The sequence below is a fragment of the Notoacmeibacter marinus genome, assembly GCF_002238045.1.
Lineage (GTDB): Bacteria > Pseudomonadota > Alphaproteobacteria > Rhizobiales > Rhizobiaceae > Notoacmeibacter > Notoacmeibacter marinus.
In genome coordinates this window covers 375,847-390,777 of the sequence record NZ_NBYO01000001.1, presented here as the reverse complement: position 1 = coordinate 390,777, position 14,931 = coordinate 375,847, and the positions used below count along the sequence as shown (strand labels likewise).

Here is a 14,931-nt window from a genome sequence, read left to right as displayed (position 1 = left end):
ACCCGCACAGGTCCTCCGGACCTTCGTAACCCAAACAGAAACGGCGGGGGCCAGTGGCCCCCGCCGTTCTTCCTCCCGATCCTGAAAAGGGGTCGAAGAAACAATCGCGTTTCTTTTATTCGCCGCCGCCCAGGGAGTGGACGTAGACGGTCAGCTGCTTGACGGTGGTGTCGCCCAACCGATCCAGCCAGCCCGGCATGACGCCGTGTTTCGGCTGCCGGACCTGCGAGACGATCTCTTCATGGCTGCCGCCATAGAGCCAGAGCGCGTCGTTCAGGGCCGGTGCTCCGAGATCGTCCATGCCTTCGCCATTATCGGCGTGGCAGGCCGCACAATTGTCGACATAGGTCACTTCGCCGCGCTCGGCGGCTTCGGCGTCGAACTCCTGGCCGGACAGTTTGCGCACATACCATGCGACATCGCGGATCTCGTCATTTTCGAGGATGCCGTCGCCATAGGCCGGCATTTCGGAAATGCGCGTATCGTCGTCCTGTTCATAACGGATGCCGTGATTGAGCGTCGTCTGGATCGCTTCCAGCGTGCCGCCCCAGAGCCAAACATCGTCGTTCAGGTTCGGATAGCCCGCGCCGCCTTCCGCGCCGGCGCCGTGGCACTGTACGCAGTTAACCTTGAATGCGGCGCGTCCGCCGGCAATGGCGAAGGGACGGAGCTGATCGTCATTGGCGATCTCTTCGATCGACTTGGTTTCGATCGCGTTGAAGCGGTCGGCATTGGCTTCGGTCTGCGCGGCCATGGCCACCGAAAGATCGCCACGCGACGACCAGTTCAGAAGGCCCGTCGTGGCGGTGTTCACCAGCGGCCATGCCGGATAGAGAATGGTATAGACGAGGCTGAAGGCGATCGTGGCATAGAAGGTCCATAGCCACCAGCGCGGCATGGGCGTGTTCAGCTCCTTGATCCCGTCCCATTCGTGACCGGTCGTTTCCGTACCGGTGACGTCGTCGACTTCGCGGTCGTGCGGGTCCCTGTTCTCGGTGCTCATCGGTTAGTCCTCTTTGAAGGGTATCTGCGCTGCGTCCTCGGCTTTCGAGCGGGCACCGGGCCAAAGAACCATAACGATTACGGTGAAGAAGAAGGCCATCATGCCGAGCAGCCCCCAGCTATCGGCGAATTGGCGCATGGCGTCGTAGGAGAACTCCATCAGCCGGCCTCCTCTTCTTCCACCGCTGCCGCCTGCTGCGGGGTCTCGGTGGAGAAGTCGACGAGCGTGCCGAGCATCTGCAGATAGGCGATCAGCGCGTCCATCTCCGTCAGCCTTGTCGGATCGCCGTCGAAATCGCCCGTGACCGCCTTGGGATAACGTTCCAGAAGGCCGGACCAGTCCGCATCGGGATCGGCCTGCGCCGTCAGATCGGCCATGGCGTTCTCGACCATCGCTTCATCATAGGGCACGCCAACGCGGCGGTTGGCCACCAGATGTGCGGCAGGGTCTTCCACGACCAGGTCCGCATTGGCCAGGAACGAATAGGACGGCATGATGCTTTCCGGCACGACATCGCGCGGCTCGATCATGTGCTGCACGTGCCACTCATTGGAATAGCGGCCGCCCACCCGGGCCAGATCAGGCCCGGTGCGCTTCGATCCCCACTGGAACGGATGGTCGTAGATGCTTTCGGCCGCCAGGCTGTAATGGCCGTAGCGCTCCACCTCGTCGCGGAAGGGGCGGATCATCTGACTGTGGCAGACGTAGCAGCCTTCGCGGATGTAGATGTTGCGTCCGGCCAGTTCGAGAGGCGAATAGGGACGAACGCCTTCCACCTCCTCGATCGTGTTTTCCAGCCAGAACAGCGGCGCGATTTCGACGATGCCGCCAATGGTGACCACTCCAAGGCTCAGAGCCAGGAGAAGAGAGGCATTGCGTTCGATCTTGCCGTGATTGGCCAGCAGGCCACGGGCGACGGGATCGGCCTTCGCCTCTGGCAAGGCGCCCTCGAGCGCCTTGTTTTCTTTTTTCGGATGCTTGTCAGTCATTGGTCAAATCCCCGTCATTCTGCCGGTGTCGCAGCGCCTTCGACGACGCTTTGACCCATGGGCGCTTCGTCGCGAAGACGGCCACGAATGGTCTGGTAAAGGTTGAAGGCCATGATCAGACCCCCGGCGAGGAACAGCACACCGGCGAAAGCGCGGGCCACATAGTAGGGATGCATCGCCTGCACCGTTTCCACGAAGGAGTAGGCGAGGAACCCGTCCGGCCCGACTTCGCGCCACATCAGGCCCTGCATGATGCCGGACACCCACATGACGGCGGCGTAGATGACGATGCCGAGCGTGGCTAGCCAGAAGTGCCAGTTGACCAGACGCAGCGAGTAGAGGCGGCTGCGGCCCCATAGTTTCGGCGTCAGATAGTAGAGCGCGCCGAAGGTGATCATGCCGTTCCAGCCCAGAGCGCCGGAATGAACGTGACCGATGGTCCAGTCGGTGTAGTGCGACAGGCCGTTCACGCTCTTGATGGAGAGCATCGGGCCTTCGAAGGTCGACATGCCGTAGAAGGCAACGCTCATGGCGAGCATACGCAGGATCGGATCGGTGCGCAGCTTGTCCCATGCGCCCGCCAGCGTCATCAGACCGTTGATCATGCCGCCCCAGCTGGGCATCCAGAGCATGATCGAGAACACCATGCCGAGCGTCTGCGCCCAGTCGGGCAGCGCGGTGAAGTGCAGATGGTGCGGACCCGCCCAGATGTAGAGGAAGATCAGGCTCCAGAAGTGGATGATCGACAGGCGGTAGGAATAAACCGGCCGATTGGCCTGCTTCGGAATGAAGTAGTACATCATGCCGAGGAAGCCGGCTGTCAGGAAGAAGCCGACGGCATTATGCCCGTACCACCACTGGGTCAGTGCATCCTGAACGCCCGAGAAGGCGCTGTAGCTCTTGGCGCCCAGCAGGCTGACCGGCATGGTCAGGCCGTTCACGACATGCAGCATGGCGACGGTCACGATGAACGACAGGAAGAACCAGTTCGCCACGTAGATGTGCGGCTCCTTGCGCTTTACCAGCGTGCCCACGAACACGACGAGATAGGCGACCCAGACAATGGTCAGCCACAGATCGACATACCATTCCGGCTCGGCATATTCCTTGCTCTGCGTGATGCCGAGCAGATAGCCGGTTGCCGCAAGAACGATGAAGAGCTGATAGCCCCAGAACACGAACCAGGCGAGCGAACCGCCGAAGAGCGACGCTCGCGTCGTCCTTTGAACGATATAGAAGCTGGTTGTGATGAGGGCGCTGCCGCCAAAGGCGAAGATCACGGCCGATGTATGCAGGGGACGCATGCGGCCGAAGTTGAACCAGGGCTCGATATTCAGATCGGGAAAGGCGAGCTGGAGTGCGATGACGATGCCGACCAGAAAGCCGACAATGCCCCACATCGATGTTGCGATGACGCCGTATCGGACGACCGTATCGTTGTAGAACGGCTCGGTCGTTGCGACATCGGCTTTCAGCGGAATGGCTTTCGCTTTCGAGAAATCCACACGTCGAAGCAGGAACCAGGTCGCTATGGCGAGAACGCCGAATAGCACCCATGCATGCACCCGCATTCCCTCATCGGCCGCTAGGCCGGCAAGCACAAGTGCAAGCACTGCCCCCACGCCGACAAGAATGGCTTCCACCTGATTGCGCATGCTGCGCACTCCTTCTTTAACTTATCCCCATCCGGGTCAGGAACAGACCTTCCCCGTCAGCGGGATCGGTAAGGCACGCAGCGCATACAAGCCTTGATCTGAATCAAGGAGATGTGAGCGCGGTTAAGGAAAACTGCATGAAAGAGAATGCGAGGGAGTTGGGCCGTGAACGAGCCGATTGAGGGCAACCCGCCGCGAGGCGCGTCGCCATCGCTGACACGTTTGCCGACCCAGGCGATCGCCAGTCTGGAGCTGGTGATCGAGGGGATGCTGCAGCAGCATCGTCTTCTGGAGCTGCTGTGCGACAATCTGGAACTGGTGGCCGATGAACTGGCCGGCGAGCCGAACCGGCAGACCTATCTGCACATCGCCCGCGCCCTGCCGGCCGCCATTGCCGATGCACACCGGTTCGAGGAACGGCATGTCTTTCCACTGTGGCGGCGGGTCTCGCCCGACCATGAGGAAACCCTGGCGCGACTTGGACTGGAGCATGTGGCCGACGAATCCTATGCCGATGAACTGGCAGAGGCGCTGCGCGACCACGTTGCCGGCCGCGGACGTCTCGACGCCGAGGCCCTGGGCTATATGCTGCGCGGATTCTTCGAGGGGCTTCGCCGTCACCTTGCCTTCGAACGGGACCATTTGATCCCTATTCTACGACAGGAAATGCGAGCCGCCTCATGAGGGATCTCGACGCACTACTCGCCGTCCATGGCGAAACCACCCCACGCTATACCAGCTACCCGACCGCGCCGCATTTCGACGCCACGGCCGGCGCGGCGCTTGTCGGCGACCTGATGGCGGCCTGCCGCGACAGCGCGGCGGTCTCGGTCTATCTGCACATTCCGTATTGCGACCGCCTATGCTGGTTCTGCGGCTGCCACACCAAGCAGACCAAGCGCTATGAGCCCGTGCGCGCCTATGTCGACACGCTGGTCCGGGAGATCGAGGTCTTCGGCGAGAAGGCTGGAGCCCGCCCCACGCTGACGGCCCTTCATCTGGGCGGCGGGTCGCCGAGCCTGCTGAAGAGCGATGACATGGCGCGGATCGGCTATGTCATCCGTTCGGTCTTCGACGTTCGGATGGACGCGGAAATCGCCGTGGAAATCGATCCGTCCGATGTGGCCGAGGACACTCTGGACGGGCTTGAGGCTCTTGGGCTCACCCGCGCATCCATCGGGGTGCAGGACTTCGACGCCGATGTTCAGGCCGCGATCAACCGGCCGCAAAGCTTCGAATCCACGGCGTCGGTGGCCGATGCGCTACGCCATCGCATGAATTGCACGCTCAACATCGACGCGCTTTACGGCCTGCCTCGGCAGACGAGTGCACGGCTGGTGCGGACGATCGAACAGGTGATCGAATTGCAGCCGGAGCGCGTGGCGCTGTTCGGCTATGCGCATGTGCCATGGGCGAAAACCCATCAGCGCATGATCGCCGATAGCGATCTGCCGGGGCGTTATGAGCGTCTGAAGCAGGCCGATATCGCCGCGCGCCTTCTGGTCGAAGCGGGCTATGAGACTATCGGCTTCGACCATTTCGCGCTGCCGGGCGACAGTTTGGCTGTCGCGGCGCGTGATGGGCATTTGCAACGCAACTTCCAGGGCTATACCGCCGATACGGCTCCAGTCCTTGTCGGCTTCGGCGCTTCCGCCATTTCGAAATATCCGGGTGGGTACATCCAGAATATCGTGCCAACCAACAATTACCGCGCGGCGGTGGAGAATGGCGAAACGACTGCCTGCAAGGGCTATGCGCTGTCCGCCGACGACCGGATGCGGGCCTATGCCATCGAACGGCTGCTTTGTGATTTCCGGCTTGATTTTTCGGCGCTGGCCGACCGGTTCGGCGAGCCGGCCTGGTCGCTGGCGGAACTGATGAAGGGCCAGGTGGCGGACGACGATTTCGCGCTTGCCGCCATGGATGACACGATCGTGACAGTTCCGCCGGATGCGCGGCCCTTCGCCCGGATCGTCGCGTCTTGGATGGATGCCTATCGCACGCCAAGCGAGACCGCTCGCTATTCGCAGGCCGTGTGAACGAACATGCCTAGATAATGTCGGCCGCCGATGCGCGCTGGAGCACGGTCATCGACGGCACGGTGACGATGCGTGTGCCTTCAAGTTCGATGATCCCGCTCTTGCGCAGCTTGGTGATCTGCCGACTGACCGTTTCGATGGTCAGGCCGAGAAAATCGGCGATATCGGCTCGTTTCAACGGCAGTTCGAACTGGATCGGTCCGACGTCGATCGAACGTTCCGGGTCGATATGGCTGGCAATGAGGTAAAGGAAGCTCGCCACCTTTTCCGCAGCAGTCTTGCGGCCGAGCGTGAGGATCCACTCGCGCGCTTCGTCCAGCTCCTTCAGCGCCTGCTGATGAAGCATGTGTTCCAGTTCCGGCGACTCGCGCACCAGTTCCTCGAGTGTCGCTCTTGGAAAGGAACAGACCTGCACTTCTGTCGCCGCTTCGGCGGAAATATCGCTCGAACTGCGGAACGGGCGACCCAGAAAATCCGGCGCGAATTGCAGCCCGACGATCTGTTGGCGGCCATCGGCCATGAGACGCGTCAGTTTGACGACGCCCGAAAGAATATTGGAGTAATGCCGAATCTCGCCTCCGGCCGGGATGAGCTCCTCGTCGGCCGCGAAAATATGCTTGCTCGTCGTCTTGGAGAGTTTCACCAGTTGCGACGGGTTGAGCGTTCCACAGACACCACGGTGCCGGGCTTCGCATGCCACGCAGACCTGCGGGATGGTCGAATTGTGAACATCGAGTCGTTTGCTGCTCATAATTAGCACCTAAACCAGCATCCGCGATCCGCCAAGGACTTCTTGGCCTAAGGTAGGCCGGGTTTTGGCGGAGTGACAGATGCGGACGCCCCGGTTTCGCCCGGCTCTTTCCGTTCAATCGATTCGGTTCGAAAGGCCATACTCTGCAGCGTTGATAATTGGAGCGGATCATCTACAAAGCGTGCCATTCGTCATGGATCGGATAGGGGGCATGCCGACCTTTGTGGTCCGGCTTCCAGCCAGGGCGAGCAGCATTTTCGAATCCGAATCGATCACAAAAGGTGCTTCATGCGAACGGTCTATGTGAATGGTGACTATGTTCCCGAAAACGAAGCGACAATTTCGGTCTTCGACCGGGGTTTTCTGTTTGCCGATGCCGTTTACGAAGTGACGTCCGTCCTGGACGGCAAGCTGATCGACTTTCCCGGACACATGGCGCGGCTGTCCCGCTCGCTCGGCGAACTGGATATGGCCGCGCCGGTCTCGGACGATGAACTGCTCGACATCCACCGACGGCTCCTTTCCGAAAACGATCTGGTGGAAGGGATGATCTATCTGCAGGTCACGCGCGGCGCGGCGGATCGTGACTTTCTTTTCCCCGAGGCCGATACGCGGCCGAACCTCGTCCTGTTCACGCAAGAGAAATCGCTGATCGACAGCCCGCTCGCCGAGCGTGGGCAGAAAGTCCGGTCGGTCGACGATCTCCGCTGGCGGCGCAGCGATATCAAGACGACGCAGCTTCTCTACGCATCCTGGGCGAAAAGCCGCGCGCATGCCGGGGGCGCAGACGATGTCTGGCTTGTTCGCGACGGCCATGTCACGGAAGGATCGTCCAACAACGCCTATATCGTGACCGCTGATGGCACGATCGTCACGCGTCACCTTTCCCCGGAGATCCTGTCGGGCATCACCCGGCAGGCGGTGCTCCAATGCGCCCGGGAGCTTCAGATCAAGGTGGAGGAGCGGCCGTTCACTCTCGATGAAGTCCGGGGCGCGCGCGAAGCGTTCTCGACCTCGGCCAGCAGTTTCGTCAGCCCGGTGATCGAGATGGACGGCATGGCCATCGGCGATGGAGAGCCCGGCCCGGTGGCCCGGCGGTTGCGCGAAATCTATATCGAGAAGAGCCGCGCCGCGGCGATCTGAGCGCATCGCTTTGGTCCGATGCGAGCCGGGAAGCGCATGAAAGAAGCGCAGTTCAACTACGACTCAGAAGGCGGTATCCCGGCGCTGCGATGGCTGTGACATGGGTGATCGGCCTGTCGTCGAGCCAGGTGGTGCGCTCGATAGCCAGAAGAGCGCTTCGCGGCGTGGTCGCCATCAGTTCGGCGGTGCGCTGGTCGGCGTTCAGCGCGAAGAACTTCACCTCGAAGCGGGTATAGGGCGCGTTCCGGACGAGCCATTCATTGGCGCTGTCCCGGCTGAGATCGACCTTGAGAATGTTCGGAGCGGTGGTGGTGCAAACCCATCTGTCTTCGAAAATGTAAGGGCGGCCGTCGCACAGATGCAGCGCCTCGATGCGTAGCATGTCTGGCGCATCAGAAAGGTTCATTGCGATCCGGACAGCGCGCGGCGGCTTGCCGAACGACCGTTCGATGAGCCGGTAGTCATAGAGGCCGCCGCGATCCTCGATTTCGCGTCGGGTGATGGGAATGTCCAGCGTCGCACGGACGACCGGGTCTTGGCGGACTCGTGTGCCGCCCTTGCGCCGGCGCTCTACGATGCCGCTGTCCGACAGGTCCTGCATGGCGCGTTGGACCGTTGACCGGGCGCAGGCCAGTTCGACCGCGATATCGGCATCGCGAGGCAATTTGTCGCCAGGCCCGTAACGCCCCGACAGGATCCATTCGTGGATCGCTTCGCGCACGTCTTTCCAACTGAGGCGACCGGCCTGCATCAGATATCCTGTCCAAGTTCCGCCATGACTGTGCGGAAACGGCGGACGATTGTGTCTTTAGAATGGTGATGCCCGTCCTTTACCACATGGCGGCCGGCGCTCCAGACGTGGCGAATGCAGTCGCGGCCCCGCCCGCCGAAGATCAGGCTGTCGAGCGCGGCATCGCCGGTCCGGTCGCATACCCATTCATTCGACGTTTTGAGGCCGATCAGATCGGCCCATTCGCCCGGCGCGATCCGCCCGCAATCGCGTCCCGCGGCCTGAGAGCCTCCTTTCGAGGCGCTTTCGAAAAGCACGCGCCCGGCAGAGCGGCCAGGCACCGCCATGGCGGCGCGGCTGCGGTCGCGCAGACGCTGCGAGTAGTCCAGCGTGCACAGCTCTTCGAACAGCGCGATATGGACATTTGAATCGGAGCCGATACCGAAGCGGCCGCTGGCTTCGGCGAAGGCGGTGCCGTTGAAGATGCCATCGCCGAGATTGGACTCGGTAATCGGACAGAGCCCCGCGACGGCCCCGGTTTTCGCCAGCGCAGCCGTTTCCGCCTGCGTCATTTGCGTGCAGTGGATCAGACACCAGCGCTCGTCCACATCGTGTTGATCGAGCAGCCATTCGACGGGGCGCCTGCCGAGATGCGCTTCGATTTCCTCGACCTCCGCTACCTGCTCGGCAAGGTGCATGTGCAGTGGCCCGTCGCCCAGGGAAAGGATGTCGGTCAGGCTCGTCGGATCGACCGCCCGGAGCGAATGCGGCGCCACGCCAATGGCAAAATCCGCCGGACCGCGACAAAGATGCGCCGCGCTGGCCTCGTGCAGCGCCACGAACTCTTCCACGTCGTTGCCGAAGCGCTGCTGGCCGCCCTGCAGGGGCCGCCGGTCGCAGCCACCAAAAGTGTAGAGCACGGGAAGCAGCGTAAGGCCGATGCCGGTCGCTTGCGCCGCCGATACGATCCTTGCGGCCATCTCGGCCGGATCGGCATAGGCCGCGCCGCCAACATCGTGATGCAGATAGTGGAACTCGGCAACGCTGGCATAACCGGCCTCCAGCATTTCCATAAAGACCAGCGCGGCGATGGCTTCGACATGATCGGGCGTCAACCGGTCCAGGAAGCGATACATCAAATGCCGCCACGTCCAGAACGTATCGCGCGGATCGGGGCCGCGCGTTTCCGTCAGCCCCGCCATAGCCCGTTGAAAAGCGTGGCTGTGAAGGTTGACCGGGGCGGGTAGCAGAAGATCGACGGCCATGCCGCGTGGGGCGGCGCCTGGCTCTACCGAGACGATCCGCCCTTCTTTGATTTCGATAGCAACGTCACTGGCCCATCCATCGGGCATCAGGGCCTGTCTTGCGTGGAGGGTTTGCATCGCACAGCCTATGTTGACATAATAAGTAGCTACTTATTATGAGTGGAAGTGCCGACAATCAAGAGGTGGCGATGCCCGGAACTCGACTGATCACGCAGGTCACGGCTGCAACGATGGCGGGCGAAGGCTATGGCCTCGTGCATGATGCGGCCATCGTCATCGAAGACATGCGTATCAGCTGGGTGGGCAGAGAGGCCGACCTGCCGCAGACCTTCGCAACGGCGGAACGTTCGGCAATGGACGGGCGTCTGGTCACTCCGGCCCTGATCGACTGTCACACCCATATTGTCCATGGCGGCAATCGTGCCCGCGAATTCGAAATGCGGCTGGAGGGGGCGAGCTACGAAGAGATCGCCCGTGCCGGCGGCGGCATCGTCTCGACGGTCGCTGCGACGCGGGAGGCGTCGGAAGCGGAGTTGCTGGCGAGCGCGCTCAACCGCGCAGATGCACTTATTGCACAAGGCGTTGCCGTCATCGAGGTGAAGTCGGGCTATGGGCTCGATACCGAGACCGAACTGAAGATGCTGCGGGTCGCACGTCAGATCGCGGTGCAGCGTCCGGTTCGAGTCGTGACCTCGTTTCTCGGTGCCCATGCCGCGCCAAAGGGCATGGATCCGGACATCTATATCGACGAGATTTGCTTGCCCGCGCTCGACGCCGCTCATGCCGAAGGTCTCGTCGATGCGGTGGATGGCTTCTGTGAAGGGATCGCGTTCGACCCGGCGCAGATCGCCCGTGTCTTCGACCGCGCCAGGGCGCTGGGTCTGCCCGTCAAGCTTCATGCCGAACAGCTTTCGAACCTGGGCGGTGCGGCGCTCGCAGCGCAGTATGGCGCGCTATCCGCGGATCATGTGGAATATGCGACGGGAGCCGATGCGCAAGCGCTGGCGCAAGCCGGCAGTGTCGCGGTCCTGCTGCCAGGCGCGTTCTATACGCTGCATGAGGCGCAGAAACCGCCCGTCGCTGCGTTTCGCAATCACGGCGTGCCGATCGCGGTCGCAACCGATTGGAATCCCGGCTCGTCTCCCATGGGCTCGGTATTGCTGGCAATGAACATGGCCTGCACGCTGTTCGGCCTGACGCCCGCCGAGGCGCTCGCGGGTACGACGAAGAACGCCGCGCGCGCATTGGGATTGGACGATTGCGGCGAGATCGCCATCGGCAAGCGCGCCGATCTCGCCGTTTGGGACGTCACCGATCCGGCCGAACTGTCATACGGCATCGGCATCAATCCGCTTCACCGCCCTATCTTCGGAGGCAGCATATGAGCCTTGTTCTCGTTCCGGGCGAAACCACGCTCGTCATGCTCGAACAGGCCTGGCGCGGAAATAGCGCCACGCTCGATCCGGCGGCGCGAAATGCGGTCGATATTGCAGCGGAACGGGTGCGCGACGCCGCGCAGGGCGACGCGCCGGTCTATGGCGTCAATACCGGTTTCGGCAAGCTTTCCTCGGTGCGCATCGCGCCGGAGGATACCGAAACATTGCAGTGCAACCTGATCCTCAGCCATTGCTGCGGCGTAGGCGAGCCACTCGAAGCCGATACGACCCGGCTGATGATGGTACTCAAACTTCTGTCGCTCGGTCGTGGTGCATCGGGCGTTCGCTGGGAAATTTGCGCGCTGATCGAAGGTCTTCTGGCCAAGGGCGTGACGCCGGTCATCCCGTCGCAGGGTTCGGTGGGCGCATCGGGCGATCTGGCGCCGCTGGCCCACCTGGCCGCCGTGATGATCGGACAGGGCGAGGCGATAGTCGACGGTGAGCGCATGCCAGGCGAGGCTGCGCTGGCGCGTTGCGGGCTTTCGCCAGTCGTGCTCGGTCCGAAAGAAGGGCTGGCGCTCATCAATGGCACGCAATTTTCGACGGCCTGCGCGCTGGCGGCGCTTTTCGATGGCGGGCGGATGCTGCGGGCCTCGGTGGTGACGTCCTGTCTTTCGACCGACGCGATCATGGGATCGACCCAGCCATTGCGGCCGGAAATCCACCGTCTGCGCGGTCAACCGGGCCAGATCGACGTGGCCGGCGCGATGGCTGAACTGATGGCGGGCAGCGCGATCCGGGAAAGCCATCGGGAAGGCGACACCCGCGTTCAGGATCCTTACTGCATCCGCTGCCAGCCGCAGGTGGTGGGCGCAGCGCTGGACCTCCTGCGTTTTGCCGGCCGCACGCTGGAGATCGAGGCGAACGCGGTTACGGACAATCCGCTGGTGACCGAGGCCGGGATTTTCTCCGGCGGCAATTTCCACGCCGAGCCGGTGGCCTTCGCTGCCGATCAGATCGCGCTGGCTTTGGCGGAGATCGGCGCAATCGCGCAGCGTCGGGTGGCGCTGATGGTCGATCCGGCACTGAGTTTCGATCTGCCGCCATTTCTGACGCCGCAACCAGGGCTGAATTCCGGCTTCATGATCGCCGAGGTGACAACCGCGGCTCTTATGAGCGAGAACAAGCATCTGGCCAATCCCTGCTCGACCGACAGCACGCCCACCTCGGCCAACCAGGAGGATCATGTCAGCATGGCGGCCCATGGTGCGCGCCGCCTGGCTCGGATGAACGCCAATTTGTCGGTTATTCTTGGCGTCGAGGCGCTTTGCGCCAGCCAGGGTATCGAGGCGCGTGCGCCGCTTCTCACCTCATCGGCCTTGCGGGGGGTGATCGAGGCCCTGCGGAGCCATGTTCCATCGCTGACCGACGACCGGTACCTGGCGCCCGATATCGAGGCCGCCGCGCGCCTTGTTCGCGACGATGCGCTGTCGCAGGCCGCCGGGCTGGAACTGGCGCTATGAGCATTGTCGAACTGTCCCGTGGTGACAGCCCGCTCGTGCTGGGCCTGCCGCATACAGGCACCGATCTGCCCGCCGATGTGGCGGACGCGCTGAACGAAACCGGCCGGAAGCTGGCCGATACGGACTGGCATATTCACGAGCTCTACGATGGCCTCGTCGATGGCGTGACCACCGTACGCACGACGGTCCACCGCTACGTGATCGACGTTAACCGCGATCCGTCCGGCGCGAGCCTCTATCCCGGCCAGAACACGACCGGGCTTTGTCCGCTCACCGATTTCGACGGTGAACCCATCTATCGTGATGGCCGCGCACCGAACGAGGTGGAAGTCGAGCGCCGCCGGTTGGCTTATCATGCGTCCTATCACGCCGCGCTGGCAGCGGAACTGGAGCGGGTGAACGCGCGCCACGGTTTCGCAATCCTCTATGACTGCCACTCGATCCGTTCGCGCATTCCCTTCCTGTTCGACGGAAAACTGCCGGACTTCAACATTGGAACCGATGGCGGAACGACGTGTGCGGCCGGCATCCAAAAGGCTGTCGCCGGAATATGCCAAAAGGCCGAGGGCTACAGCTCGATCGTCAATGGCCGCTTCAAGGGCGGCTGGACGACCCGCCATTACGGTCGTCCCGCCGACCGGGTTCATGCGATCCAGATGGAGTTGGCGCAATCGACCTACATGCTCGAAAGCGCACCCTGGACCTATTTGCCCCGGCCGGCGGACCGGCTGCGCGCCCATCTCAGAACAATACTCGATAGTTTGATCTGCTGGAGACCGGAATGATCGACCCCCGACACAATCAGCGCGATGTTTTTCCACCGACCGGCTCCGAAATCACGGCCAAGAGCTGGCTGACCGAAGCGGCGATGCGCATGTTGATGAACAATCTGCATCCCGATGTTGCCGAGAACCCACATGAACTGGTCGTGTATGGGGGAATTGGCCGTGCGGCTCGGACATGGAGCGATTTCGACCGCATCGTGGCGGGGCTGAAGGATCTGGAAGCGGACGAGACCCTCGTGGTGCAGTCTGGCAAGCCCGTCGCCATCGTCAAAACGCATCCGGATGCGCCCCGCGTGCTGATCGCCAATTCCAACATCGTGCCGCATTGGGCCAACTGGGACCATTTCAACGAGCTCGATCGCAAGGGTCTGATGATGTACGGCCAGATGACGGCCGGATCGTGGATCTATATCGGCAGCCAAGGCATAGTTCAGGGCACCTACGAGACTTTCGCCGAGGCCGGCCGGCAACACTATGATGGCGACCTGAAGGGCAAATGGATCCTGACGGGCGGCCTTGGCGGCATGGGCGGCGCCCAGCCTTTGGCGGCAGTGATGGCTGGGGCCTGCTGCCTCGCGGTGGAGTGCAATCCCGACAGCATCGATTTCCGGTTACGCACCCGGTATGTCGACGAAAAGGCTGAAAGCCTCGATGAGGCGCTGGAGATGATCGCGCGCTGGACCGAAGCGGGAGAGGCCAAATCCGTTGCGCTACTCGGCAACGCCGCCGACATCTTCCCGGAAATTCATAGGCGGGGTGTTCGTCCCGATATCGTCACCGACCAGACCAGCGCCCACGACCCGGTGAACGGTTATTTGCCGCAGGGCTGGACGATGGCGCAATGGCGCGACCGTCGCGAAAGCGATCCGAAAGCCGTCGAAAAAGCCGCGCGCGCCTCAATGAAGGTGCACGTCAAAGCGATGGTCGACTTCTGGAACGATGGCGTGCCGACGCTCGATTACGGTAACAATATCCGCCAGGTCGCCAAGGAGGAGGGGCTGGAAAACGCCTTCGCCTTCCCCGGTTTCGTGCCCGCCTATATTCGCCCGCTCTTCTGCGAGGGGATCGGCCCGTTCCGCTGGTGCGCGCTATCGGGCGACCCGGAGGATATCTACAAGACCGACCAGGCGATGAAGGAGCTGTTTCCTGACAATGAGAAGCTGCACACCTGGCTCGACATGGCGCGCGAGCGCATCAGCTTTCAGGGTCTGCCGGCGCGCATCTGCTGGATCGGCCTCGGCGACCGGCATCGCGCCGGGCTGAAGTTCAACGAAATGGTCGCCAGCGGCGAGTTGAAGGCGCCGGTGGTGATCGGCCGCGATCACCTCGATAGCGGATCGGTCGCCAGCCCCAACCGGGAAACGGAATCGATGAAGGATGGTTCGGACGCGGTTAGCGACTGGCCTCTTCTGAACGCGCTGGTGAACACCGCGTCCGGCGCGACATGGGTCAGCCTGCATCACGGTGGCGGCGTCGGCATGGGCTTCAGCCAGCATGCCGGGGTTGTGATCGTCGCCGATGGCACACCGGAGGCGGCGCGGCGTCTGGAACGGGTGCTGTGGAACGACCCGGCATCGGGCGTCTGGCGACACGCCGATGCCGGATACGAAACGGCGATCGCCTGCGCGGAGGAGCATGGCTTGAGGTTGCCGGGCATTCTTGGAAACTGAAA

General features: G+C 62.5%; 14 protein-coding genes. 7 read left to right on the top strand and 7 right to left on the bottom strand.

Features of this window, described 5'->3' with window-relative positions; translation table 11 throughout:
* Nucleotides 1-115: 115 nt before the first annotated feature.
* The 4 genes from ccoP to ccoN are packed head-to-tail and all read right to left on the bottom strand — an operon-like array spanning nucleotide 116 to nucleotide 3,647.
* Nucleotides 116-1,003: a cytochrome-c oxidase, cbb3-type subunit III gene (ccoP, locus tag B7H23_RS01795; RefSeq protein ID WP_094075688.1), complete on the bottom strand. Its 888-nt coding sequence runs from the start codon at nucleotides 1,001-1,003 to the stop codon at nucleotides 116-118.
* Nucleotides 1,004-1,006: 3 nt separating this feature from the next.
* A complete protein-coding gene (locus B7H23_RS01790; protein WP_094075687.1) occupies nucleotides 1,007-1,162 on the bottom strand; it encodes a cbb3-type cytochrome c oxidase subunit 3 in 156 nt (51 codons plus the stop codon).
* A complete protein-coding gene (ccoO, locus tag B7H23_RS01785; RefSeq protein WP_094075686.1) occupies nucleotides 1,162-1,992 on the bottom strand; it encodes a cytochrome-c oxidase, cbb3-type subunit II in 831 nt (276 codons plus the stop codon). The genes B7H23_RS01790 and ccoO overlap by 1 nt, the downstream gene beginning before the upstream one ends.
* Before the next feature lie 14 nt (nucleotides 1,993-2,006).
* Nucleotides 2,007-3,647 (bottom strand): cytochrome-c oxidase, cbb3-type subunit I, encoded by a 1,641-nt coding sequence (gene ccoN / locus B7H23_RS01780; protein ID WP_094075685.1) that lies wholly within the window; start codon nucleotides 3,645-3,647, stop codon nucleotides 2,007-2,009.
* Nucleotides 3,648-3,812: 165 nt separating this feature from the next.
* On the opposite strand from ccoN, the gene B7H23_RS01775 reads away from it, so the two are divergent.
* Nucleotides 3,813-4,331, top strand: a complete 519-nt coding sequence (locus B7H23_RS01775) for a hemerythrin domain-containing protein (protein ID WP_158215740.1) — start codon at nucleotides 3,813-3,815, stop codon at nucleotides 4,329-4,331.
* Nucleotides 4,328-5,686, top strand: a complete 1,359-nt coding sequence (gene hemN, locus B7H23_RS01770; RefSeq protein ID WP_094075683.1) for an oxygen-independent coproporphyrinogen III oxidase — start codon at nucleotides 4,328-4,330, stop codon at nucleotides 5,684-5,686. The genes B7H23_RS01775 and hemN overlap by 4 nt, the downstream gene beginning before the upstream one ends.
* A 10-nt stretch (nucleotides 5,687-5,696) precedes the next feature.
* On the opposite strand, the gene B7H23_RS01765 is transcribed toward hemN, so the two are convergent.
* A complete protein-coding gene (locus tag B7H23_RS01765; protein WP_094075682.1) occupies nucleotides 5,697-6,437 on the bottom strand; it encodes a Crp/Fnr family transcriptional regulator in 741 nt (246 codons plus the stop codon).
* Nucleotides 6,438-6,725: 288 nt separating this feature from the next.
* Between B7H23_RS01765 and B7H23_RS01760 the strand changes: the two genes are divergently transcribed.
* Nucleotides 6,726-7,580, top strand: a complete 855-nt coding sequence (locus B7H23_RS01760; protein WP_094075681.1) for a D-amino-acid transaminase — start codon at nucleotides 6,726-6,728, stop codon at nucleotides 7,578-7,580.
* 52 nt (nucleotides 7,581-7,632) lie between these two features.
* Here the strand turns inward: B7H23_RS01760 and B7H23_RS01755 are convergent, their stop codons facing one another.
* Both B7H23_RS01755 and B7H23_RS01750 read right to left on the bottom strand, forming a co-directional pair.
* A complete protein-coding gene (locus B7H23_RS01755) occupies nucleotides 7,633-8,331 on the bottom strand; it encodes a GntR family transcriptional regulator (protein ID WP_094075680.1) in 699 nt (232 codons plus the stop codon).
* The gene (locus tag B7H23_RS01750) at nucleotides 8,331-9,692 is read right to left on the bottom strand and encodes a formimidoylglutamate deiminase (protein ID WP_094075679.1); all 1,362 of its coding nucleotides are present in this window, start codon (nucleotides 9,690-9,692) and stop codon (nucleotides 8,331-8,333) included. Before B7H23_RS01750 ends, B7H23_RS01755 begins: the two co-directional genes overlap by 1 nt.
* Nucleotides 9,693-9,763: 71 nt before the next feature.
* Here B7H23_RS01750 and hutI point away from each other — a divergent pair, with 71 nt between their 5' ends.
* The 4 genes from hutI to hutU are packed head-to-tail and all read left to right on the top strand — an operon-like array spanning nucleotide 9,764 to nucleotide 14,929.
* On the top strand, nucleotides 9,764-10,960 hold the full coding sequence (hutI, locus tag B7H23_RS01745; RefSeq protein ID WP_094075678.1) for an imidazolonepropionase: 1,197 nt from the start codon (nucleotides 9,764-9,766) through the stop codon (nucleotides 10,958-10,960).
* The gene (hutH, locus tag B7H23_RS01740; RefSeq protein ID WP_094075677.1) at nucleotides 10,957-12,474 is read left to right on the top strand and encodes a histidine ammonia-lyase; all 1,518 of its coding nucleotides are present in this window, start codon (nucleotides 10,957-10,959) and stop codon (nucleotides 12,472-12,474) included. Before hutI ends, hutH begins: the two co-directional genes overlap by 4 nt.
* The gene (gene hutG / locus B7H23_RS01735) at nucleotides 12,471-13,259 is read left to right on the top strand and encodes an N-formylglutamate deformylase (RefSeq protein ID WP_206608838.1); all 789 of its coding nucleotides are present in this window, start codon (nucleotides 12,471-12,473) and stop codon (nucleotides 13,257-13,259) included. Before hutH ends, hutG begins: the two co-directional genes overlap by 4 nt.
* Nucleotides 13,256-14,929, top strand: a complete 1,674-nt coding sequence (hutU, locus tag B7H23_RS01730; protein WP_094075676.1) for a urocanate hydratase — start codon at nucleotides 13,256-13,258, stop codon at nucleotides 14,927-14,929. The genes hutG and hutU overlap by 4 nt, the downstream gene beginning before the upstream one ends.
* Nucleotides 14,930-14,931 lie beyond the last annotated feature (2 nt).